This window comes from Sphingobium fluviale (assembly GCF_004122115.1).
Taxonomy (GTDB): Bacteria; Pseudomonadota; Alphaproteobacteria; order Sphingomonadales; family Sphingomonadaceae; genus Sphingobium; species Sphingobium fluviale.
Genome location: NZ_SBKP01000002.1, coordinates 252,651 through 274,189 on the forward strand (window position 1 = coordinate 252,651; position 21,539 = coordinate 274,189).

17 protein-coding genes are annotated in these 21,539 nt (G+C 60.7%); 7 read left to right on the forward strand and 10 right to left on the reverse strand.

All coding sequences use genetic code 11. The features are described 5' to 3' along the window. Positions 1-107: 107 nt before the first annotated feature. Positions 108-1,454 carry an HlyD family type I secretion periplasmic adaptor subunit gene (locus EQG66_RS03695; RefSeq protein ID WP_129403179.1) on the reverse strand — a complete coding sequence of 449 codons (1,347 nt, stop codon included), beginning with the start codon at positions 1,452-1,454 and terminating at the stop codon, positions 108-110. After that, positions 1,451-3,244 (reverse strand): ATP-binding cassette domain-containing protein, encoded by a 1,794-nt coding sequence (locus tag EQG66_RS03700; protein WP_129403180.1) that lies wholly within the window; start codon positions 3,242-3,244, stop codon positions 1,451-1,453. Before EQG66_RS03700 ends, EQG66_RS03695 begins: the two co-directional genes overlap by 4 nt. 577 nt (positions 3,245-3,821) lie before the next feature. On the opposite strand from EQG66_RS03700, the gene EQG66_RS03705 reads away from it, so the two are divergent. Together EQG66_RS03705 and EQG66_RS03710 are read left to right on the forward strand one after the other, a co-directional pair. After that, on the forward strand, positions 3,822-5,588 hold the full coding sequence (locus tag EQG66_RS03705; RefSeq protein WP_129403181.1) for a right-handed parallel beta-helix repeat-containing protein: 1,767 nt from the start codon (positions 3,822-3,824) through the stop codon (positions 5,586-5,588). Between the two features lie 234 nt (positions 5,589-5,822). Continuing rightward, entirely contained in the window at positions 5,823-7,775 is a 1,953-nt protein-coding gene (locus tag EQG66_RS03710; protein ID WP_129403182.1) for a calcium-binding protein, read from the forward strand. A gap of 60 nt (positions 7,776-7,835) precedes the next feature. Here EQG66_RS03710 and EQG66_RS03715 read toward each other — a convergent pair whose 3' ends face one another. Next, positions 7,836-9,446: an O-antigen ligase family protein gene (locus tag EQG66_RS03715; protein ID WP_129403183.1), complete on the reverse strand. Its 1,611-nt coding sequence runs from the start codon at positions 9,444-9,446 to the stop codon at positions 7,836-7,838. A 153-nt stretch (positions 9,447-9,599) separates the two neighbouring features. Here EQG66_RS03715 and EQG66_RS03720 point away from each other — a divergent pair, with 153 nt between their 5' ends. Next, positions 9,600-10,658, forward strand: a complete 1,059-nt coding sequence (locus tag EQG66_RS03720) for an acyltransferase family protein (RefSeq protein WP_129403184.1) — start codon at positions 9,600-9,602, stop codon at positions 10,656-10,658. A gap of 18 nt (positions 10,659-10,676) precedes the next feature. On the opposite strand, the gene EQG66_RS03725 is transcribed toward EQG66_RS03720, so the two are convergent. The 6 genes from EQG66_RS03725 to EQG66_RS03750 all read right to left on the reverse strand — a co-directional run bounded on the left by EQG66_RS03725 (position 10,677) and on the right by EQG66_RS03750 (position 17,810). Continuing rightward, entirely contained in the window at positions 10,677-11,582 is a 906-nt protein-coding gene (locus EQG66_RS03725) for a hypothetical protein (protein ID WP_129403185.1), read from the reverse strand. A 90-nt stretch (positions 11,583-11,672) separates the two neighbouring features. Beyond that, a complete protein-coding gene (locus tag EQG66_RS03730; RefSeq protein WP_164975572.1) occupies positions 11,673-12,980 on the reverse strand; it encodes a right-handed parallel beta-helix repeat-containing protein in 1,308 nt (435 codons plus the stop codon). Between the two features lie 98 nt (positions 12,981-13,078). Continuing rightward, positions 13,079-14,302, reverse strand: coding sequence for a Coenzyme F420 hydrogenase/dehydrogenase, beta subunit C-terminal domain (locus EQG66_RS03735; RefSeq protein WP_129403187.1), 1,224 nt, complete (start codon positions 14,300-14,302; stop codon positions 13,079-13,081). Further along, positions 14,299-15,510 (reverse strand): polysaccharide pyruvyl transferase family protein, encoded by a 1,212-nt coding sequence (locus tag EQG66_RS03740; RefSeq protein WP_164975573.1) that lies wholly within the window; start codon positions 15,508-15,510, stop codon positions 14,299-14,301. The genes EQG66_RS03735 and EQG66_RS03740 overlap by 4 nt, the downstream gene beginning before the upstream one ends. Positions 15,511-15,591: 81 nt before the next feature. Further along, positions 15,592-16,905: an amidohydrolase family protein gene (locus tag EQG66_RS03745; RefSeq protein ID WP_245987837.1), complete on the reverse strand. Its 1,314-nt coding sequence runs from the start codon at positions 16,903-16,905 to the stop codon at positions 15,592-15,594. Between the two features lie 35 nt (positions 16,906-16,940). Then, positions 16,941-17,810 (reverse strand): NAD(P)-dependent oxidoreductase, encoded by an 870-nt coding sequence (locus EQG66_RS03750; protein ID WP_129403189.1) that lies wholly within the window; start codon positions 17,808-17,810, stop codon positions 16,941-16,943. 82 nt (positions 17,811-17,892) lie between these two features. Between EQG66_RS03750 and EQG66_RS03755 the strand changes: the two genes are divergently transcribed. Further along, positions 17,893-19,203: a threonine ammonia-lyase gene (locus EQG66_RS03755; protein WP_129403190.1), complete on the forward strand. Its 1,311-nt coding sequence runs from the start codon at positions 17,893-17,895 to the stop codon at positions 19,201-19,203. Positions 19,204-19,239: 36 nt separating this feature from the next. On the opposite strand, the gene EQG66_RS15270 is transcribed toward EQG66_RS03755, so the two are convergent. Further along, positions 19,240-19,377, reverse strand: a complete 138-nt coding sequence (locus EQG66_RS15270) for a hypothetical protein (RefSeq protein WP_164975574.1) — start codon at positions 19,375-19,377, stop codon at positions 19,240-19,242. 58 nt (positions 19,378-19,435) lie between these two features. On the opposite strand from EQG66_RS15270, the gene EQG66_RS03760 reads away from it, so the two are divergent. From EQG66_RS03760 to EQG66_RS03770, 3 genes are all read left to right on the forward strand, one after another. Then, positions 19,436-19,669, forward strand: a complete 234-nt coding sequence (locus EQG66_RS03760) for a helix-turn-helix domain-containing protein (protein WP_245987838.1) — start codon at positions 19,436-19,438, stop codon at positions 19,667-19,669. Positions 19,670-19,815: 146 nt separating this feature from the next. Next, positions 19,816-20,649: an arginyltransferase gene (locus EQG66_RS03765; protein WP_129403191.1), complete on the forward strand. Its 834-nt coding sequence runs from the start codon at positions 19,816-19,818 to the stop codon at positions 20,647-20,649. Between the two features lie 200 nt (positions 20,650-20,849). Beyond that, positions 20,850-21,350 carry an FxDxF family PEP-CTERM protein gene (locus EQG66_RS03770; RefSeq protein WP_164975575.1) on the forward strand — a complete coding sequence of 167 codons (501 nt, stop codon included), beginning with the start codon at positions 20,850-20,852 and terminating at the stop codon, positions 21,348-21,350. Positions 21,351-21,539: the final 189 nt, after the last annotated feature.

Here is a 21,539-nt window from a genome sequence, read left to right on the forward strand (position 1 = left end):
CCGCCACAAACTATGTTTTTGGGTGATGGATTGAATGGAACGTGCATATTCTTTCAGTTTTTACTGAAATATCTATGCTGATTTTTTGTTTTTCGGCAGACTTTTGATCAATTTTCTCTGAAAGCGCGGCTGAATTGATCACGCAGCGGTTTGGTGAGGTAGGACAACAGCGACCGCTCGGTGGTCTGCACAAAAACCTCTACCGGCATGCCCGGCACCAGTTTGAGATTGCCGAGGCGCTTGCGCTCCTGATCGGTCACATTGACGATGATCTTGTAATAGCTCTGGCCGGTCTGCGGCTCGGTAATGCGCTCTGCGGAAATGGTTTCCAGCGTACCATTCAGTTGCGGCGTGGTTTGCGCGTTGAATGCGGAGAAGCGCAGGCTGGCGTGCTGGCCGACGCTGAGCTGGTCGATGTCAAATGGGCTGACCCGCGCCTCAATGGTGAGCGCATCCTGTGTCGGTACGATTTCCATGATCGTTTCCATCGGGGGGAGCACCCCGCCCACCGTGGAATAAGCGAGCTTGGCGATCACGCCGCTATAGGGCGCGCGCACAAGGCTGCGTGTATAGGCGTCGGTGGCCGAGGCTGTGCGGATGCGCGAATCATTGAGCCGCGATTCTATGTCCACCAGCTCGATGCCCGACTGGTTGCGCATATCCTGCACCATTTGCAGCCCGGACTGCCTGATTTCCGCAATCCGTGCCCGCGCCTGCGCAATCTGCGCGCCATAGGAGGCGACTGCGCCCTGAAGCTCGACGGCTGTTCGCTCGATCTGGTTGAGGCGATTGACGGTAACGAGCTGCTTGTCCCTCAGCGCGCGCAAGCCTTCCAGCTCCGGCTTCACAAGGTCTGCCTGTAGCTGCGCGGCATTCATCTGCGCCGCGAGCGATCCAATCTGCTGTTCGGTCTGGCGCACGCGCTCGTTTATCTGCGCGAGCTGGTTTTGCTGGAGTTGGCGGCGGAGGACGAACATACGCTGGGCCTCGGCCATCGCCTCCTGTTTTGCGGGTGTGGGGTTTTGCGTGAGCGAAGGCGGGAAGTTGATCGAAGGCGCGCCGTCCCGCTCTGCTGTCAGGCGCGCGGCGGCAGCGGCGAGTTGCTCGAAACTGTCGCCTGATGCGCTGGCGCTGGTGCCGGTCACAGTGTCGTCAAGGCGCATCAGGATATCGCCTTTTTTGACGTGCTGCCCCTCGCGCACCAGTACGGCAGAGATGATCCCGCCAGTGGGATGCGCGATTTTCTTGACGCGCGATTCGACCGTGACCTCGCCAGTGCCGACAACAGCGCCCTGTGTCCCGATCAGCGCCGCAAGCGCGAAGAGGCCGAAGAACAAGAGGCCTATCGTGATCAGCCCCGCGCGGAAACTGCGGCGCAGGCCCTCCTGCGGATCTTCGATGACGGGGATAAGATCTGTGCCGGTGCTGACGGTCGCGGGAAGCTGGTAGCTCATAACGATGTTTCCGTTTCACTTGCAGGGTGCTGCTGGGGCTGGGCTTCAGGAGCGGCGGCGGGAGGGGTGCGGCCTGCTTCCTGCTCCACCTTGATGCGCTTACGCCGCTCTGCCATGCGCTGCCGCACTTCTTCCTTGGGGCCAAAGTCCAGCATCGCGCCATCGCGCAGTACGAGAATATGGGTGGCGACTTGTACGAGGCTGTTGGCGTTTCCGGCAAGGATGGTGATGGCGCCCCGCTTGCGGGCACCATCGATGCTCTGGGAAAACATCTGTTCGCCAGCGAGATCGACCTGCGCAGTCGGCTCATCAAGCGCCAGTAACAGCGGCTCGCCATAGAGCGCGCGGGCGAGAGCGATCCGCTGCGCCTGAGAGTGAGACAGGCGCGATCCATTCGGGCCGACCAGGGTGTTATAGCCTTCGGGCAGCTTGACGATCATCTCGTGGGCATACGCCGCCTGCCCCGCGGCGACGACATTCTGCGGGTCCGCCTCAGGGTCGAACCGGCCGATATTGTCTGCTACCGATCCCTCGATCAGCTGAATCGATTGCGGCATATAGCCGATATGCGGCCCCAGCGCGTCCTCGCCCCACTGGTCCAGTGCGGCGTCGTCTAGCCTGATCTTGCCGCGCGCCAGCGGGATAGTGCCCGCAATCGCGCGCAGCAGCGTGGATTTTCCGCAGGCGGCAGGGCCGGCAATAGCCAGCACATCGCCCGCCTGTAGGCTGAACTGGATGTTCTGGACAATCGCCCTGCGCAGCCCGGAATAGAGCACTGCGATATTCTCGCAATCCAGTTTGCGGTTGGGCGGCGGCAGGCGCACAGGCGCAACCGGCGGCATCACCGCCCGCAGCAGTGCGTCCATCCGTGTCCAGCCCTGCCGCGCGGCGACAAATTGATGCGCGCCGACGACGGCGTTCACCAGCGGCTCCAGCGCCAGCCATGTGAGCGCCGCCGCCGCGAAGGTCACAGCCGGGCTGGCCTTGTCGTGTATGGTCAGCGCGGCGCCGATGGCCAGTGTCGTGCCTGTCGCTGTAAACAGTAATGCACGGGCGATGGAGGCGCGTCGCAGATGGGTGCCGTCCGCACGCTCTGCCATGCGGCTAAGCGAGGCGTTGATGAGCTGCCACACCCGCCGCGCATGGCTCCTCATGCCCAACCCGCGAATGATGTCGTTATGAGAGCGGCCGAGGATCGATACTGCCTGCCTTCGCGCCAGCAGCGGCACGATGTCGCGCAGCGGCTGCTCCAGCATATTTACCGTGCGCCACAGCAAAAACAGCATGGTGCCAGAAAACAGGAGCAGAGACAGCGCCATCCATCCATGCAGGAGCAGCATCACGATGAGCAGGACCGGCAGCGCGGCGATATCGACCCATGCGCTCGCGACCGGAGATTTCAGGAAGCTCGACACCGCATCGAGATCGCGCACGGCCTGATCTCCATCGCTCTGGCCAAGCGAACTCTCCTCGCTCACTCGTGCGGAAACCTCGTCGAGGCGCGGGAGCATGTGTGTCAGGACAATGCCCTGAACATGCCCCAAAATGCGCCGGCGCAGAAAGCGGAAATAGGCGTGGACCCCGATCAGCGTCAGCATCAGCAGCGATACGCCCACCAGCGTACTGACGCTCCGTCCCGGTATCGCGACATCGAACAGCAGCAGGATATAAAGGCTCACCGCCACAGGAAACAGCGCGATTACGAACGAAAGCGCCGCCAATCCGCCAGCGGCGGGGCGCATTTCTTTTATTGCGCGTTGCGCTTCTTCACTGGTGGCGGGCAGTTTCATGGGTCTGGGTGCGGCTCTCGTGTCTTTAGTATCAGCCCGCCGATACGGGGAGAAGAGGAATCTTTCGGAAATTATTCCTGCGAACGTATGACGGTTTGCGATTTTTCTGGTCAGACAGCAAAAATATCATCGGCTGACTGTCCTGTTTTTGAACGCATAGCCCCTAAAACCGGCCCAAAACCGTATCAAACTGGCACGGTTTCATGATTTTACACATTTCATGGCGTCAAAATGCCGTTTCATCGCTTTCGTCATAATTGTCATGGATTTCCAGCTTATTGCGAGCGGGCCGGAAAATGGTTAACGCCAGCTGCGGTTTAAGACAAAAGGGTAGGCCGATCATAGGGCTGATTGGCTTCTGGGGTTGTCGGGGCGAACATATCAGGTCGGCAGGGCCGACAAGGTAGGGTACGCTATTATATTTGGCGCAGCACTGGGCATGGCGGCGCTTTCAGGCTGGTTTCAGTCCTGATGGTCTTGATCAGTGCCCTTTGCAGGGTGGGTCAGGCCGGGGGACTTCAGCATAACTGGAGTGTTAGGTGTGACGGTCATAACGGTTAATTCTTCCCAGGCCTTGATGAGCGCGGTGGCCAAAGCCGCCAGCGGAGACGTCATCAAGCTTGCTGCGGGTACATATAGCAATGTGAACCTCAAGGGGCTCAACTTTACCGGCGGGGTGACGATTACCTCGGCAGACCCCAACAAGCAGGCCGTGCTGACGGATCTCATGATTTCAGGCAGCAAGGGAATCAAGATTCAGGGGCTGGAACTCTCCAACACCAAGAATATTGACGTTGCCTTTCAGGTTCAGGGATCATCGAACATCGTGCTCGATAATCTCAACGTTCATGGCGCTCCAGGGTCGGCTGCGGCGATGAACACCCGGCTGATGATGATCCGCAGCAGCAGCAATGTGCAGGTGGTGAACAGCGAATTCTCGAACGGCTGGCATGGCATCAGCATGCTGAACAACAAGCAGGTGCGGATCGAGGACAATTATTTTCACGATCTGCGCACCGATGGCGTGCGCGGCGGCGGCAATTCCGATCTTACGATCCGCGCCAATATGTTCACCAATTTCCATCCGCAGGCGGCGGATCACCCGGATGCCATCCAGCTCTGGACTGCGAACACCAGCCAGTCATCCAGTAACATCATCATAGACCAGAATGTGGTCACACGTGGGACGGGCACCCAGATTCAGGGTATTTTCCTCCGCGATATCACGGGTACTTTGCCGTTCAACAACGTAACCGTGACCCACAATCTGATAGAGGGCGCGCGCGGCAATGGCATCGCTCTCAACGGTGTCAAAGGCGGCACCGTGGCCAACAATACCGTACAGGGATTCCCCGATCATAAATCGGGCATACAGATGTCGAATTCCAGCGCGGTCACGGTGGCGAACAACCTGGCCACGCTGTTTTTCGGTACGCTGAAGCCGATTGTGGGCACGCAGGGAAATGTCGCCATACCCTATGCCACAGATAATGGTCTGGCCATGGCTGCCACCTGGCTCAAGCAGCATGCAGCATTTGCTTCCGCATGGAAACTCGTCGACCCGGCGGCGCTTGCTGCGGTGTTTTCTGCCAGTGTCGGCGGTGGCGGCGGGTCTACGCCTCCACCAAAGCCCACCAAGACGCCCATAGACCTTGATGCCGCCGCGTTAAGCGTCGCGGCAACGGCGAGCGATGACAATGTTCTTAACCTGGCGCCGCAGTGGCAGATACTGAGCCCCGCGACCGCTGCAAAGCAGGCGTCCGCCACCGTGGTGATTGATACGACGCAAGAAGCGGCAACCGATACTTCCACCTTGCCCGACGACGAGGGCGGGCTGCCTGTCCCTGTGGACAGCGAGGTCGCGCCGGAGGATGTCACAGCAGAAGTGACGCCCGCCAACCCTGCCGACACCGATGCGGATGCGGTTGACGATGAGAATCTGATTATTGATACCACCGTGACCGATGACGAAGCAGACGCTGCGACGCCCAATGTCATCGTTGCAGAGCCCGGCACAGTGGTTGCAGCCCTGCCGGGCGTGGATCACATCGAAGTTGCCGTTACGGGGCAGTTGAACCACAATGACATCATAGTTGAAGGCTTCCAGGTTGGCGAGGACAAGATTGTGCTGACGGATGCCAGGGCAGGGGCCAGCTCACAAGCCGCCCAACCGTTCCAGTTCATCGCCACAGCGGCTTTCAGCGGAACCGCAGGCGAGGTGCGCTATGTCAGCAGCAAGAACGGCGTCGCCGTTATGGTGGACTCCGATGGAGACGGCATCGAGGATTTAGATTTTTCGTTGCGCGGTGTGCATACGCTGAGCGTAAGCGACTTCATCCTATAGTTCTTCATTAGTAAGCAGAGCGCCGAAAGGCCTGAACTCTGCTGAAAAATCAACAGCTTGTTATGCGGGCGGGGCTGCGAGATTGCTCCGCCCGAATTTTATATAGTGTGCATAGGCTTAACCATTGGCGGTAGTCGGCACGAAATAGCTGATCGTTAAAAACGTCTTCATTCGAACAAACCTCTGCGCACATCGCGAAGCTGATGTGGTCGCAATCGGCTGGAGGCATAATTAGTGACAGTTATCACTGTAAATTCGGTGAGCCAACTCACCAGTGCTTTATCAAAGGCGCAAAATGGCGACGTTATTCAACTCGCTGCTGGAAATTATTCCAATGTCTCGCTCTGCAACATCAAGATTAATGGCAACGTAACCATTACTTCTGCCGATCCACTTAAGCAGGCGGTGCTGAGCGATCTGACAGTAAAGGGCAGTAGCGGCCTCACCATTAAGAATCTGGATCTCAGCAACCCGGTCGCGAACAAGGATTTCGCGTTCCAGGTGTTGCAATCCTCCAACATCGTGCTCGATCACCTGAAGGTGCATGGCCCGAACAACATCGGCTCTGGCAACGAGGTGGCGCTGATGATGGTGCGCAGCAGCACCAATGTGACGGTGAAGGACTCCGAGTTCTTCAACGGCTACACCGGCATCTCGATGCTGGATAACAATGGCCTTACGATCGCCAACAACTATGTGCATGACTTGCGGATGGATGGTGTCCGCGGCGGTGGCAATTCGAACCTCACCGTAACGCAGAACACCTTCACCAACTTCCATCCCGCGCCGTTGGATCATCCGGACGCCATCCAGCTCTGGACCAACAACACCAGCACCTCGGCGACCAACATCAACATCACCGACAATCTGGTGGTACGGGGCAATGGCTCGCCGATCCAGGGCATCTTCATGCGGGATATTATTGGCAACCTGCCGTTCAAGAACCTCAACATCACCGGCAATATGATCGTCGGTGCGCGCTATAACGGCATCTCTGTCGAGCATGCCGACGGCGCGACCATCGCCAACAACACCGTGGCCGGTTATGTGGGCGAACAGAGCTGGATCCGCACCAACAACTCCACCAACGTCACGGTTGCCAACAACCAGTCAACCGCGTTTGTTGCACAGCAGCAGAATATGCCGGGCGTTAACGGCAACGTGCAGATTTCTCCGATCTTCGATCTGGGGTCTGGCTATGTGAGCAGCTGGCTGGCGAGCCATGCGGGCTTTTCCGGTCATTGGGCAAGCTCTGATACGACGCTGATGCAGACTCTGGGGCTCAATGCGACTACTCTTGCAGCGGCCTTGGCGGTCCGCGCTCAGGTCGTGACCATAGACGGCACGGCGGGCGACAACCGCCTGTTCGCATCGGCAACCAATGACTCGGTCGTCAACGCTGGAGACGGCAATGACAGCATCGATGGCGGCAAATATTTCAACCATATGCTCAAGGGTGGCAATGGAGACGACACCTATTTCATCCGTTCGCAGACCGCAACCGTAGTGGAACTGGCCGGTCAGGGCTTTGATACTGTCCGCACCTTCGTGGACCACACTCTGGCCACCGAGGTCGAGAATCTCCGCCTTGAGGTCGGGGGCCTGACCGGCATCGGCAACAGCATGAACAACACTATCACCGGGTCTGCCGGCGTCGACAAAATCTATGGCATGGATGGTAACGACAGCATCCAGGGCCGGGATGGCGATGACTCGATCTGGGGTGGCCTGGGTATCGACACGCTGCGTGGCGAGAATGGCAATGACATCCTGTTCGGCGAGGCTGGTGACGACAAGCTCGATGGCGGCGCGGGCAACGACAAGCTCGATGGCGGCGCCGGTAACGATCTGCTGATCGCGGGCGCTGGCAACGACGTAATGACAGGAGGTGCCGGGTCGGACATCTTTCGATTTTACACCACGGACGTCGCTACATATTCGTTTGACCAGATAACTGACTTCACCAGCGGTGCTGACAAGATCGACCTGAAGCAGATCTATCCTGGCGGTGGGCGCTTCACCTTCATCGGCACACAGGCCTTCCACAACAAGGTCGGCGAACTGCACTACACGGTCGTGAATGGCAGCGCAGTCGTGGAGGGCGATCTGAATGGCGATGGCAAGGCGGACTTCGCGATCAAGGTCGACAATGTGACCAAGCTGGCCGCGGCGGACTTTGTGATCTGACTTTACGCTTCCCCAAAGCGAACCTGTCCCCTGCCAAACCGTTGGTCTGGCAGGGGATTTTTATGCGGCAACGGGGGCGGCGGCTGGCATCAGTATCCTGTCTTGTCCGCTGTTGGTCGCGGCCATTTTTTTCTGCTGGTAGGACAGCGCCACCAGTGTCCCCATCATCATATACATGAACGAGGCGTTGTCTTCCTGCGCGAGCACGATGCGCGAGACCAGCCAGAACGCAATCGTAACCGCAGCGGGCATCGCATAGCCTATTTCCCGGTCCCGCGCGTCGAAAGCGAGCCGCATGCCCATGATGAGCATGAAAATGAACATGCCGAAATAGAAAACCGCGCCTACCGCGCCATAGCAGAGCGGTATGTTCAGCAACCCGCTGTCTATCGAAAGTTCTCCGGCTGGGTTTCTGAAGTTCAGCGCCTTTGCGCCCTGAGAAGGGCCATAGCCAAAGAGTGGCTTTTGTATAAACACTGGCGGGAAAGCGTCAGCCTGAGCATATCTGCCCAAGGTGCTGGCGCCTTCTGTCGCGCCGCCAAGCCAGATGCCGCGCAAACGTCCGACAAACAGCATCGCCAGCCCGAAAACCGTCAGGCCGACAGGGTAGGACAGCGCCAGAGCGGGGCCGAACAGGCTGTCCTTATGGGTGCGCCAGAACCGGATCGACCAGATAAAGCCATAAATGCCATGCGTCACCATGATACCGACAATGCCGACGCGCGCCTGCGTCAAAAGGATCGCATTGATGACCAGCGCGTCGCAGATCAGCAGGATAATCTTGTAACTGCGCTTTTCACCAAAGAGCATGTAATGGAGGAAGAACGGCAGCGTCAGCGCCATGAACTCCGCATAGCACAACGGTACGGAGAAAGTGCCAACCACCCGATAGTCGCCAGCCCGGAAGGCAGAATCCAGCAGGTTGACCATCGCGGGGTCGTCGACCTGAAGGAAGGAGGGGATGTGGTGCGCCCACAAAATGCCCTGGTTCTCATATTCCAGTACGGCAATGATGGCGAGGACCACGGCGACGATGCGGATCATGTTCGCGAAATACATCACCCGGCCGGGTTTTGAGAGGACATAAATCGTGATGAAGAGCGCCGCTGTACAGGCAAGCTGAATCCGCAAGTAGGCGCTAAATGCGCTGGACACATCGTTCGCGCCAACAACCGACAAAGTCTGCGCGATCACCAGGCCCAACAAAATCTTGAAGAACGCAGGCTCCGCGCCGACAATCTCTTTCATTTCCCGGATGAATTTGGTCGATACCGAGACGCTGATGAGCATGGCCAGAATACCGAGAAACAGGAATGTTCTGCGGATTTCTATCAGCGGTGCGCCCGGCAACTGGATGGCGAGATAATAGGGCCACAATATCAGCGCCACAAAGTAACAGAAAAACATCTTGGCCAGAAAATTCGTCGGCGGCCTGCCTGTTTCGGGCAAAAGCCAGATGATCAGGGCCGCCATGACAAAAAGCGGGATCGTCATCATCGCCTTGGAGTGATCGGGCAGAACCGAGAAGAAAAAGCCGAAGATGAAATTGAGGAGAACGAAACCGATTAGAAGCCTTCTCCGCCCTTTTGGCGACAAGGCCGGCCTATGATAACGGGCGAGAACGGCACTTTCCGTAGCTGGCGCGGGGCGTTTGCCTGTGCGTTTCTTCAATATCAATTTACCCAACATACGCAGTCCTCTGAACGTACCAACCAGCAAAGGCGCGCATCCGCCCGATGAATTTGCATTTAGCAGTTTTGCCCGATAACGCCATGGCTATACATCGCGAGTGATAACTTGACGAGATGAACAGGGAAATCAGGCTTGAGTAATAGAGCGGCGAAAGAGGAAAATCGTACCGGAAAGCACGATGGCGCTGCTCCCGCTGCTCCCGCCAAGCGCGGCTATCTGCATGACATTACCATCGCCAAGGGTTTGGGCATCTTTCTCGTAGTTCTCGGCCATGTCGTGACGGGAGAGCCGCCCAAGGGCAACGACTGGTATGCTATGATGCGCACCGCGCTCTATGCGTTTCACATGCCGTTCTTCATTTACTTGAGCGGCTTCATCTTTTTCTACACAGCCTCGCATCTGAAGGCTTGGCAGGGCTTTTGGTCTTTCTTTGCGCGTCGAGCAGAGCGCCTGCTCGTTCCATTCGCGCTGTTTGGCCTCATCATTGTTGTCGGCAAGCATGTCGCCAGCGCGTTTATTCATGTCGATAACCTTGCGCCCAATTTCGCCACTGATCTGGTGAACCTGTTCTGGAATACGGGTGAAAGCGCGGCAAAATCTGTCTGGTATGTGTTTGTGCTGTTCGAGATGACGCTGTTTGCCGTCATCGCGATGCGCCTCGTCAAATCCCCGCTATTCTGGTTTGTCATTGCTGTGCCGCTCAGCTTCGTGCCTATGGTGCCGGTGCTCTATCTGGACAGGTTCTTCCTTTATCTGCCCTACTTCTTCGTTGGCGGCCTTGCGATTGCGCGCAGCGATGGCTGGGGGCGGATGATGGATCGCTGGCTCTGGCTCTGGCTGGTCGTGTTCGCGGGAGTTATAGTGGCGACGCGCATGGCGGGGATTTATAACCTCTCGCTCATCGCTTGCGGGCTGGCCTCCATTCCCGCACTGCATGGCATCTGCCGCCTGCCCGTTGTGCAGCGCGTGAAGTGGCTTGATCTGTTGGGGCGTTACAGCTTTCCGATCTATTTGCTGAACACGGTGTGCATCGGTCTGGCAAAGGGGCTGCTGCTGCTGGTGATGCCGTGGGACGGGGTGAACTTCCTTATCTTTCTACCGGTGCTGCTTGCGGCGGGAATAGTTGGGCCAATCGCAGCTAAAGTGCTCATATTCCGTCGTTCGGCCTATATCGACAAGATCACGGACTGAGCCGCAAAGGGCCGGGCGTTACTCCATCTCGTAGCCGAGCTGCGCCAGATCGACGGGGCAATAGGGCTGGAGCGCGCGATTGGACGCACCGAACTTGCCGGAGAAATGCCGCGCTATCGTCGCGCGCATCCGCTTGCGCGCGCTGACATCGCCCAGCTTCCAGCGATAGGCGATGCTGTTGAGCGCGGTGCCGAGCCAGCCCAGGCTACGGATGGCATTGGGGTTCATCGTGCCTGCGCGGAAGATGTTTGCGGCACGCAGAAGCGGGATGCCGCTGGCTGGCGGACTGACGCCTTCGCGCGGGCGGTCATCCAGCGAGATATCCCCTGCGAAATCCGGGCCATTCAGGAAGCGAAACAGATGGCCGAGCCAAGCCGTGCGGTCCTTTGCCAGCAGCTCCTGCGGCAGGACAAGGATATTTTCGTGGCCGAACAGGTCGCCATAGCAGTGCGCCAGCTTGGCATAGCTGACGACGGAAGGATTGAACCAGTCATAGCCCGGTTCGGGTTGATAGGAGAGATAGTCGTCGATCGAAAGCCGCCCGCCGCGCTTGAGATATTGCATGTAGATGGACTGCGTGGCCGAGAGCTGCCCGCGCACGGTGAACAGGATCTTCGCGGGGCCGCAGCTGTCGGCAAGGCGTCGCGCCGTCACCTTGCTGAGGCGCGATCCGTGAAACATCTGGCCGCACAGGGTTTCCGACGAAATGACGTCGATCAGCCCGCTATCGGGGCCGCTGCGCCGGGTATCGACCTCCGCCTTCGCTGCATCGGCCGAAAAATCGAGATCATGCGGACTGACGAACAGCCGGTCGATGTCGGCATGGTCGAACATCATGTGGAAATGCCGCCTGTCGGTGAACAACTGCTGCTGGAGCCAGGTCGTCCCTGTCTTGTGAAACCCCGGATGGATCAATAGTGACATTCATAACGTCCTTTTGGCCCGCCAGCCCCGTGGCGGCGCGCGAAATAGTTTCCAGCTCCTATCATCGGGTTATTGAAAAATCTTTCACGTTTAGCGCGGCGCGGTGAGCCGTGCCTGAAGCATGCTGTCCGCACGGCGCCGACCCGGCTTGGCATCCAGCCACTGGTTCACGCGCTTGGCCTCGTCCTTTGGCGAGGCGGCATCCATCTTGTTGCCCGACTCTGTGCCGATGACAGGCGCGAAGATATAGCGCGAGGCGCGGTTGTTCCGCATTTCGATGTCGCCGCAATTCTGTGCGCGGATCCAGCTATGTTTGCGGTCTGGATAATTGAGGACGATATTGTCTGTAATGCGCCCGCCCTGCACGCCGTTGATGGCGATGCCGTTATACAGCCCGCCCATCACCAGATTGCCCTCGATCACCACACTCTGAAACGGCCGCCCGTTCTTCACATCGCGCAGGAAAACGCCCTGCGTGGGATAGCCGGTGCCGCGCACCACCAGATTGTCGTGGATGTGAATATTGGTCATCATCCCGTTCTTGGGCGTGGACCAGAGCTGGATGGCATCCGGGTGATCCTTGGGCGCGGGATGAAAGTCCGTGAAGACATTGCCTGCGACCTCCAGGTTGGAGACTTCGCCGCCACGCACGCCATCGGTACGGATATTATGGAACTCGTTGTTGAGTACCCTCATACCGTCCAGCTCCAGCATCGCGATGCCGTGCTGCAGCGCGCTGAACCGGGAGTTGGAGATGGTGATCGTGCGGCTGGCGCGCACCATCAGCGCGGGAATCCTGTAGGCTGCATCAAGATTATCCGCCGGGCCATGTATGTTCATGCGGTCAAAGGTGATGCGCTCGCTCTGGAGGATCATGAAGGGGAAGCGGTTGGCCGCGCTCTGCCCCTTTGGGGCGTCTTCATTGTCGGCCTCGTCCCGGTCCGCTTGTTCTGCTTTCGGCGGCTGGCCTTGGCGCACGACCACCGCAGAGGCGTCTGCCGCCAGCTCGATGTTGCGGAAGGTCAGCCCTGCGCTATTGCGGACAAGCAGGCGGCCGATAACTGCGGGACGGTCTGGGTCCGCCGAGGTAACGGTGACGGTCCCGGCCTTCTTGATGTTGCCGATGCCGATATTAGGATAGTGGCCGCTCGCCAGCGCGATGGTGCTGCCATCTGCAGCGCTATCGAGTGCGCGGCGCAGCTCCTCTGCGGAAGAGACGACACGCGGCGTGCTGCCAAACGCATCTCGTATGCCCACGGCGGAGGCAATCTTCGCGCCGGTCTGCCCCAGCATGCCGCGCGCACCCGCGAACACGACCGCGCCGACGATCAGTGCGCCGGACAGCGCGGTGGCCAGCATCACGGCTTTGCGAGTGCTACGGGGTAACTGATCGGCCATGAGATCTCCTTGCGCCATGCTACCTCAAAGTGCCGTATGCTCCAAGGGCTTAGCGGATATGCTGCGGGAAATGCGGTTAAGCTGGCCTGAACGAGGCTTCAACGCCGTTTGATAAGGATGCGGCGGATTGTGCCGAGGAAATTGTGCAGCAGTTCCTTGGGCCGAGCCCGCCGCGCTGCCTTGCCGACATCCAGCCCGTCCATCTTCGGGACCGGCTGGAGCAGCGCATGGCACGACGCTGTGCGCGCCAGCACAAGGCGCTTCCGGCGCGCCTGCGCGGGCTGCATCCGGTCGATCTGGTCAGCTTCGAGTGGCTCGATATCCAGGCTGCCTGCAGCAACGGCCTCACCGAGCAGCTGCTCGCCCGCTGCCGTGCGGCTGACGATCAGGCTGCGGCCCTCCTGCTCCTCGAACGAGGGATAGCCGTCATCATCGCCATACCAGGCGTCGGCGCAGGCGATGTCCGCCACGCCGCCGATGGCATCCGGGCAGATCTTGCAGCGGAATTGCACCTCTTTCGATAGATGCCCGCCCCAGCTTGCGGCATAGCTCATCTCGGCGCTGCGCCCGTCGGTGGTTTCGGCGCGGGCCATGCCGGGCCAGCCGTTGCCGCGATAGCGGAAGCTGGTGAGATTCTCTGGCTCCAGCCCCATGGCGCGCACGATCCTGTCCGCGCCCGCATGGCTCGGCAGGCCGCCGCAGAAGAAGGAGAGCATGAGGGGGAAGGTGGCATTTACACGCGCGTCAACTGTGCCGAGCTGGCGCAGGGCGGACACGTCGCAGGGTTTGCCGACAAAGGCGGTGCGCTTGCCCTCATCGAGCAGGCGGCCTATGTCCTGCAAGGGGGAAGAAGCGGCGTAGCGCGAACCGGCATTGCGGACGACCTGCTGCGCGCTGGTGGATAAGGTAATGATATTACGCGTGGGCTTGTCGGGATCGGCGGTCACATGCAGCACCTGCTCTACCTGCCCGGTGCCGAGCGCGTGGATGAGCAGCGCGGAAATAGCCCCGCCGGAGGAGCCTGCGAACCGAACATCGGCGTCGCGCGCATAACCGGTATGGATGCCGCGCCATGGGCCCCAATATTCATGGCTGTCAGGCGCGATGCCGGTCCACGGCGCAACCTTCGCGCCGGGGCAGGCGGTAGCAATGGCGCGCTCTGCATCGGCGGAAACGGGCGCGGTCTGGAGTGGGCGGCTATAGCCAGGCGCGACAGTTTCCATTGTCACGGCATCCGGCGCGACGCCCGCGCACAGGCCGCAGCCGCTGCACAGCTGGCCGGAGAGCACACGTTTCAGCGTTGGTGACTGGCCCTGCATCATGCGCGCGCCACCGCTTGCGCAAAAATCTGTTTCAGGGCAGCGCGATAGACATCCAGCAAGTCCTTGACCTTCCTGTTGGCTTCCACTTCTGCCTCCGCGAGCTCCGGTCGGTGGTCTAGTCGACCGAGTACATAGCCAACCGCCGACTCCTCGGTCACTCCCCGCATCGGCAGGACATGGTTATAGCCGAGCAGGCCGAAAAGGCCGCTGAACTTGCGGCTATAGGCGACCGGAACGACCGGCGTTCCGGCAGAAAGCGCGCCGATACAGGCGTGCATACGCGCCGCAACGAGGCAATCGAGGCTCGAAATGAAGCTTTTTGCGTCAGATGGCGTCGCAAAATTGGGCACGCGAATGGCGGCGGGAAACTCCTGCGCCAGCCTGTCCGCCAGCCGGCTGTCGTCGTCGGTCGGGTCGCCGTTGCTGGTCGCATGGGTGACGAGGTGAACCGCCACATCCTCCCGTGCACATAGCGCACCGAGCAGCGCCCGCGTGAACGCCGCATAGTCATAGCTCAAGCCAAAGCGGTTGGTGCCCGTCTCCGCCTGATGGAACAACAGCCCCGAAGCATTGACGCCGACGCGGATTTTCGCGCCGCCGCGCGCTGACGAGCGATCCTCGAACGGCAGCACGAACGCTACATCCACCGCCAGCTCCGCCCGCGCGCGCGGCGCCATCTCGCGCGTGACGGCGAGGGACTGCTCATCCCGCGCGAAGGTGACTGCGCTACCCCGGATCGCGGCCGCGCCGAGCGCGCGATAGACCGGCTTTGTGAACGGGCCGATCGTCTGGGGCGAGAGCACCAGCGGCACCCTGCGCGCGATGCTGAGCATCTTGCTGAGCCAGAGAAAGGCGAACCGCTTTGGGCCATAGATGTCGGCGAAGCTGTCTCCCGCGCCGATATCGAGCACGCAGTCCAGCCGCCCCAGCGTCGCCCAGAAACCGGAGGGAGAAAGCATCGCGCGCGTATCGATACGGAAAATCTCGACATCATCGCCGAGATCGAGCGGAGCGTCTCCATCGCGCATGCTGAGGATGACGAAGCGTGGCTGTAGCCCCATGCTCGCCGCTACCTCGCGCGCCAGCGTCAGGTTGCCGACGGTAAGCGCGCCGACGCCCAAGTTGCCGGAGCTGGCGGAATGCCACAAGAGGCCGATGCGGATGTGCGGGCGCGCGGCGGAGGCTCGGTTGGGAAGGGTCTTGTCCATCACACTCATTTCTGCTGCCGCATCCTTACTGGCACAATCCCTTGCCAACGGTTAAAGCGCAACGGCGTTTCTGCTCTAAAATCATGGATCTTGCGTTTTCCACACCTGTTTGCCGCCAATCCAGTGCTCGATGATCCGCGTGGCCGCAATGGAGTCTGGCTGGGCAGTGTCGAGATCGCGGTCGATCAACAGAAAGTCGGCCCACTGGCCGGGAGAAAGCGCGCCGATGCTCTGTTCGGCAAATGCGGTATGCGCAGCGCGGGTAGTGACCTCCGCCAGTGCATTGCCCACCGTCCCCTCGCGCTGGGCAACGGCGGCGATGCCCGCCAAGGAGGGGAAGGCCGCATCAATCGGCTCGGTGCGCCAGCGCCGGTCGCCCGGATAGCTCTCGGCCAGCTCGCGCGTGACCGTGGCCGCCTTCTGCAACGCCGGTTCGCCCTCAGGCGTCAGCGCGATCTGGAAATTGTCCATTGCCGCGCGGCTCGCCTGATTGCCAAGGCGGGTGGCGTCGGCATTGTTTTCCACCGGCAGGTGCACGCCGATGAGCCGCAGCCGGTCGTCATAGAGCCAGGGCGAGGGAGCAGGCCCGGCGATCGTCGCCATATGCTCGATGCCGTCGGCATAGCCGATGATGCGCAGGCGCAGCGCCTCCCGGTCGCCCGCGCGGCGATAGGCCTGCCAGTCGAGGATAGTCGTGCCCATGTCGGCCACCATCGAGACGCCACGTTCGAGGAAGAAGCGCTGCACCTTGTCGAGCGCGATGTCCCGGTCCTTGGGGCTGGGGGCGGGGACGACGCGCTCCATCTGGCGCTTGGCCGCGCCGGTGAGCGCGCCCGTTTCCTTGAGGCCAGCGAGGCGCAGCGCGGCGCTGTTGGCCCAGCCGGCACGGCCATCGGCGCTCTCCAGCCATGCAGGAGTATCGGCCACGGCGGCGTCGAGCTGGGTGGAGGTGGGGGCAGCAGCGCCCCAGCGGGCGGCATCCCAGCCGCTGCCCAATATCCATTTCTTTGCGGGGTTGGCGCGTGCATGGGCGGCGATCATCGCTTGCGCTTCGGTGAGCGAGCGGGTTGCGGACAGGTCCAGCGTCATCAGGCGCAGGCCGGTGGCAATGACGCGGGCGTGACTATCTATGAAAGACGGGATCAGCGTCCTGCCCTTCGCGTCATAGCGCCATGCGAGATAGTCCGGGCGCTTGTCTTCCCGCGCAAGGCGGCGCTCGACGCGGCCATCCTGACCGATCAGCAGGCCGGTGAAATGCGCCGTGATGCCCTGTTCGTCGACCGCGATGCCGTTGATGTTGTCGACCAGCCCGGTGGTGGCGGTTGGCGGTGAGGGTGGTGATTTCTTGCGCGCCTCCGCAGAGGTACCGAGCAGGATCAGCGCTAGGCATGCCACGAAAACCGTGCACAAACGGGCCGTGAGGGAGGAAGTCACTTGGTGTGCAGCCTCCGCACTAGGGCGCTGGTATCCTGCCGCCCGCCGCCTATCGCCTGCACCTCGGCATAGAATTGATCGACCAGCGCCGTGACGGGGAGCGCAGCGCCATTGACCCGCGCCTCCTCAAGCGCGAGGCCAAGGTCCTTGCGCATCCAATCGATCGCGAAGCCGAAGTCAAATTCGCCCCTTGCCATCGTCGCCCAGCGGTTGTTCATCTGCCAGCTTTGCGCCGCGCCGCCGGAGACAGCCTCAAGCACCTTGTCCATGTCCAGCTCTGCCGCCTGCGCAAAGCGTACCGCTTCGGAAAGGCCTTGCAGCACCCCGGCGATGCAGATCTGGTTCACCATCTTGGCGGTCTGCCCCGCGCCGGGGCCGCCGATATGCACGACGCGCGCGGCATAGCTCTGCATCGCGAGGCGCGCGGCGGCTACAGCAGGCTCGGTCCCGCCGCACATGACGGAGAGCGTGCCGCTTTCCGCGCCTGCCTGCCCGCCGGAGACCGGCGCATCGACGCAGTGGAAGCCCCGGCCTTCGCCCTCCTCGAACAGCCGCCGCGCGATCCGGGCCGAGACGGTGGTATGGTCGATGAACAGCGCCCCGCGCTCCATCGTGCGGAATGCGCCCTCCGGCCCCAAAGTGACTTCGGCAAGGTCATCATCGTTACCGACGCATGTTATGACGATGTCCGCATCCTGCGCCGCCTGCGCAGGCGTGACGCCCACCTCGCCGCCATGCGCCTCCACCCATGCGGATGCCTTCGCCATCGTACGGTTGAACACTGTGAGCTGATGCCCCGCCTTTGCCAGATGTCCGGCGATCGGCCCGCCCATGACCCCAAGCCCGATAAACGCTATCTTTGCCATGGGCGACACACATAGACATTCCGGGAGCCGGAGACTAGAGCGGTTGCTGCAAATCGGTTTTTGATACGGAGCATGGAGCCAGATGGCACAGGGTGCGAGCCTTCAGGATGTTGACACGCTGGCGGCGAACAACCTACCGGTGTCGATTGACGACGTGCGCGCGGCCCATGCCCGGATCGGCGCCTCCATCGTGCGCACGCCCACGCTGCTGAGCAAGACGCTGTCGAAGATCGTCGGCGCGGACGTGTATTTGAAGTTCGAGAACCTGCAGTTCACCGCCGCCTACAAGGAGCGTGGCGCGCTCAATCGCCTGCTGCTGTTGGGCGACGAGGCGCGCGCGCGCGGCGTGATCGCGGCGTCGGCGGGCAATCATGCGCAGGGTCTGGCCTATCATGGCGCGCGGCTTGGGCTGCCTGTCACCATCGTGATGCCCAAGTCCACCCCCACGGTGAAGGTGAGCCAGACGCAGGGCCACGGCGCGACTGTGGTGCTGTATGGCGAGAATTTCGACGAGGCCAACGCCTATAGCCGCGAGCTGGAGCAGGAGCGCGGCCTCACCTATGTCCACCCGTTCGATGACCCGGCGGTGATCGCGGGGCAGGGGACAGTCGCGCTTGAAATGCTGGAGGATGCGCCGGGGATCGACACGCTGGTGATCCCTGTCGGCGGCGGCGGCCTCATCTCCGGCTGCGCTGTCGCGGCGAAGGCGATCAACCCGGATATCCGCGTGATCGGTGTACAGTCAAACCGCTATCCCGCGCTGTATAGCATGAAGACCGGCAAGCAGATCGACGGCGGCGGGGATACGCTGGCGGAGGGCATCGCGGTCAAATTTCCCGGCCAGCTCAGCTCCCGTTTCGTGATGGGCGTGGTGGACGAGATGCGCATCGTCAACGAATCGATCATCGAGACGGCGATCTCGCTGTTGCTCGACATCGAGAAGACCGTGGTGGAGGGCGCAGGGGCCGCCGCGCTCGCCACCTTGCTGCCGACCAAGGATGGCAACCCCCGGCCTGAGTTCGCCGGGCGGACCATCGGCGTGGTGCTGACCGGCGGCAATATCGATCCGCGCTTCCTCGCCAACGTGATCCTGCGCAACCTTGCCCGCTCCGGCAAGATCGGGCGGCTGTCGATCATCCTGCCAGACAAGGCGGGCGCGTTGATGGAGGTGGCGGGCATCTTCACCCGCTTCGATGCCAACATCATCGAAGTGGCGCACCAGCGCGTGTTCGGCGTGCCGTCCGCCAAGAGCACTACGACCGAGATCGAATATGAGATCAAGGATCCCGCCGCAGCCATGGCGCTGGAGCAGGCGCTGTCTGACGCGGGCTATGCTTTTGACCGCCTGACCATTTCGGGCACGCGCAAGGGGCCAAGAGGGAGCCGGAGCTGAGGGCAGGGTCTGTGCTGTAACGGCGCATCGCCCGCCTCACATCAGCAATCGCTCCATTGCCTGAAGACAGGCCCATAGCTGCGCCACCGCCAGGAGGGCGGCCTCTATATGGAGCAGGACAGAGCCTCGTGTCGGTTTGCCTTGCGCCTTCTCCTGCGGGCGATTGTGCGCCATAGACCTGTCAGCCCCCACAGCTTTTAAGAAATAGGACATATAAGTCCTAGATTAGCGCGTGGCAAGAGCCACTGTCGCGACCATGGACTGGAGCAGCATAGTTGGCGCGAATATCAGGCGTTTGCGGGAGGAGCGGGGGCTGACGCAGGAGCAACTCGCCGGTGAGGCGGACATCGCCATGCGCCATCTGGGGCGGATAGAGCGCGGAGAGGGCAACCCCACCGTGCAGATGCTTGGAAAACTGGCCGCCATTCTGGGAGTGAAGCCGGAAAGGTTATTTGGCGAACCATAATTATCCTTCCCGGAAACGCCTGAAAATACTCCGTAAATCTTTTTCTGGTAAACCCCCTTTTAATGGCGGCGGATGCCCGGCATTATGGGGTATGCGGCGCAGGTTGGCTGTCGTTCGCAAGGGTTTATTGAGAGGGTGACACCAGGTTGACCGCGCCGTTCCGTTTCCCCCGTTTCTTCGTCACCAGCCCCAGCCCCTGCCCCTATCTGCCGGGCCGGAGCGAACGCAAGGTGTTCACCGAGCTTTCCGGTGACAATGCGAGCGAGCTGAACGACGCGCTGGGCCGGATCGGCTTTCGCCGCAGCCAGAATGTCGCCTATCGGCCCTCCTGCGCGGATTGTGCCGCCTGCGTCTCTGTGCGCGTGGTGGCGGACGAGTTTGCGCCCAACGCGAGCCAGCGCAAGCTGCTGAAGCGCAACAGCGATCTGGTGGTCAGTGTGTGCAAGCCATGGTCGACCGATGAACAATATGCGCTGCTTCAGCGCTATCTCCACACCCGCCATCCCGGCGGCGGCATGACCGAGATGGATGAGCTGGATTATGCCGACATGGTCGAACATTCGCCGGTAGACAGCTATGTCATCGAATATCGCGAGCCTACGCGGGATGGCTCGCCCGGCAAGCTCATCGGCGCGTGCCTGACGGACCGGCAGGGCGATGGCCTGTCTATGATCTACAGCTTCTTCGAGCCGGACCCGGAGATACGCCCCGGCATGGGCAACTACATCATCATGGATCACATCCTGCGCGCCCGCAAATCGGGCCTGCCTTATGTCTATCTCGGCTATTGGGTCGAGGGATCGAAGCGGATGCAATATAAAGTGCGCTATCAGCCGATGGAGCGGCTGGGGCCGGGCGGCTGGGTGCGCTTCGATGGCGAGAATCCGGGTGCCGATACGGTATCGCGCTCTGCTGCGGCTGCCGAGGGTGGCCCAGTGCCGATTCAGCCGCGCGAGCTGGCGAGCCTGTTCCGCAAATAGCGCTGCGGCACATCGTCCCACAGGGGCTGTTACGGTCTCAAAATAGGACAGAATGTAGTCCCCGCACGACAAAACCTGTTACAGTCATGTTGCGCTGCGCAATTTTTTACGCTAAGTTAACTGTATTAGGTAACCATGGATGTTAGCCATTGCCAATGGCGCGCTATGGAACACGAAATCGAACAGGTGGGAGTAAGCTCATGGAACTCAAGCGTAAATATGCCGGTGCCCTGGTTGGCGCCTTGGTTGCCATCGCGGCCCCTGCTGCTGCAAACGCGCTTACTCTGGTGATTCCTTTCGGCAATTCGCCGGGGGCAGGTTCGGGCAAGTTCGTTGATACATATACCTTCAATTTCCCGATGGCTGGCACGGCGTCGGTCGTACTTGGCTCGACCCAGAGCGGCCCAGGCACCAACGTCAATTTCGCTACCAACTCGGTGCGTTTCAACAACGTTATTCTCTCGGTTGTGTCTTCCGGCACGGTAGAGCTGCAGGAACTGCTCAATCAGCCTGTCGCCGCTGGATCGCAGACCCTCACGATCAAGGGCTTCGCGCAGGCGCTCGGCAGCTATGCTGGCACGGTGACGTTCGCCTCGGCGCCTGAGCCGTCAACTTGGGCAATGATGATTCTGGGCATGGGTGCAATTGGCTACTCGATGCGCCGTCGCCGCGTTGCCGTTAAGGTCGCCTACGCTGCCTGAGACGGGGCGCTGACACAATCTGTATCAATCTGATACAGGTTGCACTGAAAAGTAAATTTTCCAATGGCCGCCGCGCAGATTTTTGCGTGGCGGCTATTTTCTTTTGCCTGAAATTTGGCTAATGCTGCGTTAGCACAAAAAGCATGGTCGCGCACACTACGACTACCTCAATGATTTCATTTTGAAAGG

What these genes read in the sequence shown, in the direction of transcription:
- EQG66_RS03730 (WP_164975572.1), bottom strand. Translation starts at nt 12,980, where the DNA reads ATGGCCGATCAGTTACCCCGTAGCACTCGCAAAGCCGTGATGCTGGCC.
- EQG66_RS15270 (WP_164975574.1), bottom strand. Translation starts at nt 19,377, where the DNA reads ATGGCGCACAATCGCCCGCAGGAGAAGGCGCAAGGCAAACCGACACGA.
- EQG66_RS03755 (WP_129403190.1), top strand. Translation starts at nt 17,893, where the DNA reads ATGGCACAGGGTGCGAGCCTTCAGGATGTTGACACGCTGGCGGCGAAC.
- EQG66_RS03735 (WP_129403187.1), bottom strand. Translation starts at nt 14,302, where the DNA reads ATGATGCAGGGCCAGTCACCAACGCTGAAACGTGTGCTCTCCGGCCAG.
- EQG66_RS03750 (WP_129403189.1), bottom strand. Translation starts at nt 17,810, where the DNA reads ATGGCAAAGATAGCGTTTATCGGGCTTGGGGTCATGGGCGGGCCGATC.
- EQG66_RS03725 (WP_129403185.1), bottom strand. Translation starts at nt 11,582, where the DNA reads ATGTCACTATTGATCCATCCGGGGTTTCACAAGACAGGGACGACCTGG.
- EQG66_RS03700 (WP_129403180.1), bottom strand. Translation starts at nt 3,244, where the DNA reads ATGAAACTGCCCGCCACCAGTGAAGAAGCGCAACGCGCAATAAAAGAA.
- EQG66_RS03705 (WP_129403181.1), top strand. Translation starts at nt 3,822, where the DNA reads ATGAGCGCGGTGGCCAAAGCCGCCAGCGGAGACGTCATCAAGCTTGCT.
- EQG66_RS03770 (WP_164975575.1), top strand. Translation starts at nt 20,850, where the DNA reads ATGGAACTCAAGCGTAAATATGCCGGTGCCCTGGTTGGCGCCTTGGTT.
- EQG66_RS03740 (WP_164975573.1), bottom strand. Translation starts at nt 15,510, where the DNA reads ATGGACAAGACCCTTCCCAACCGAGCCTCCGCCGCGCGCCCGCACATC.
- EQG66_RS03695 (WP_129403179.1), bottom strand. Translation starts at nt 1,454, where the DNA reads ATGAGCTACCAGCTTCCCGCGACCGTCAGCACCGGCACAGATCTTATC.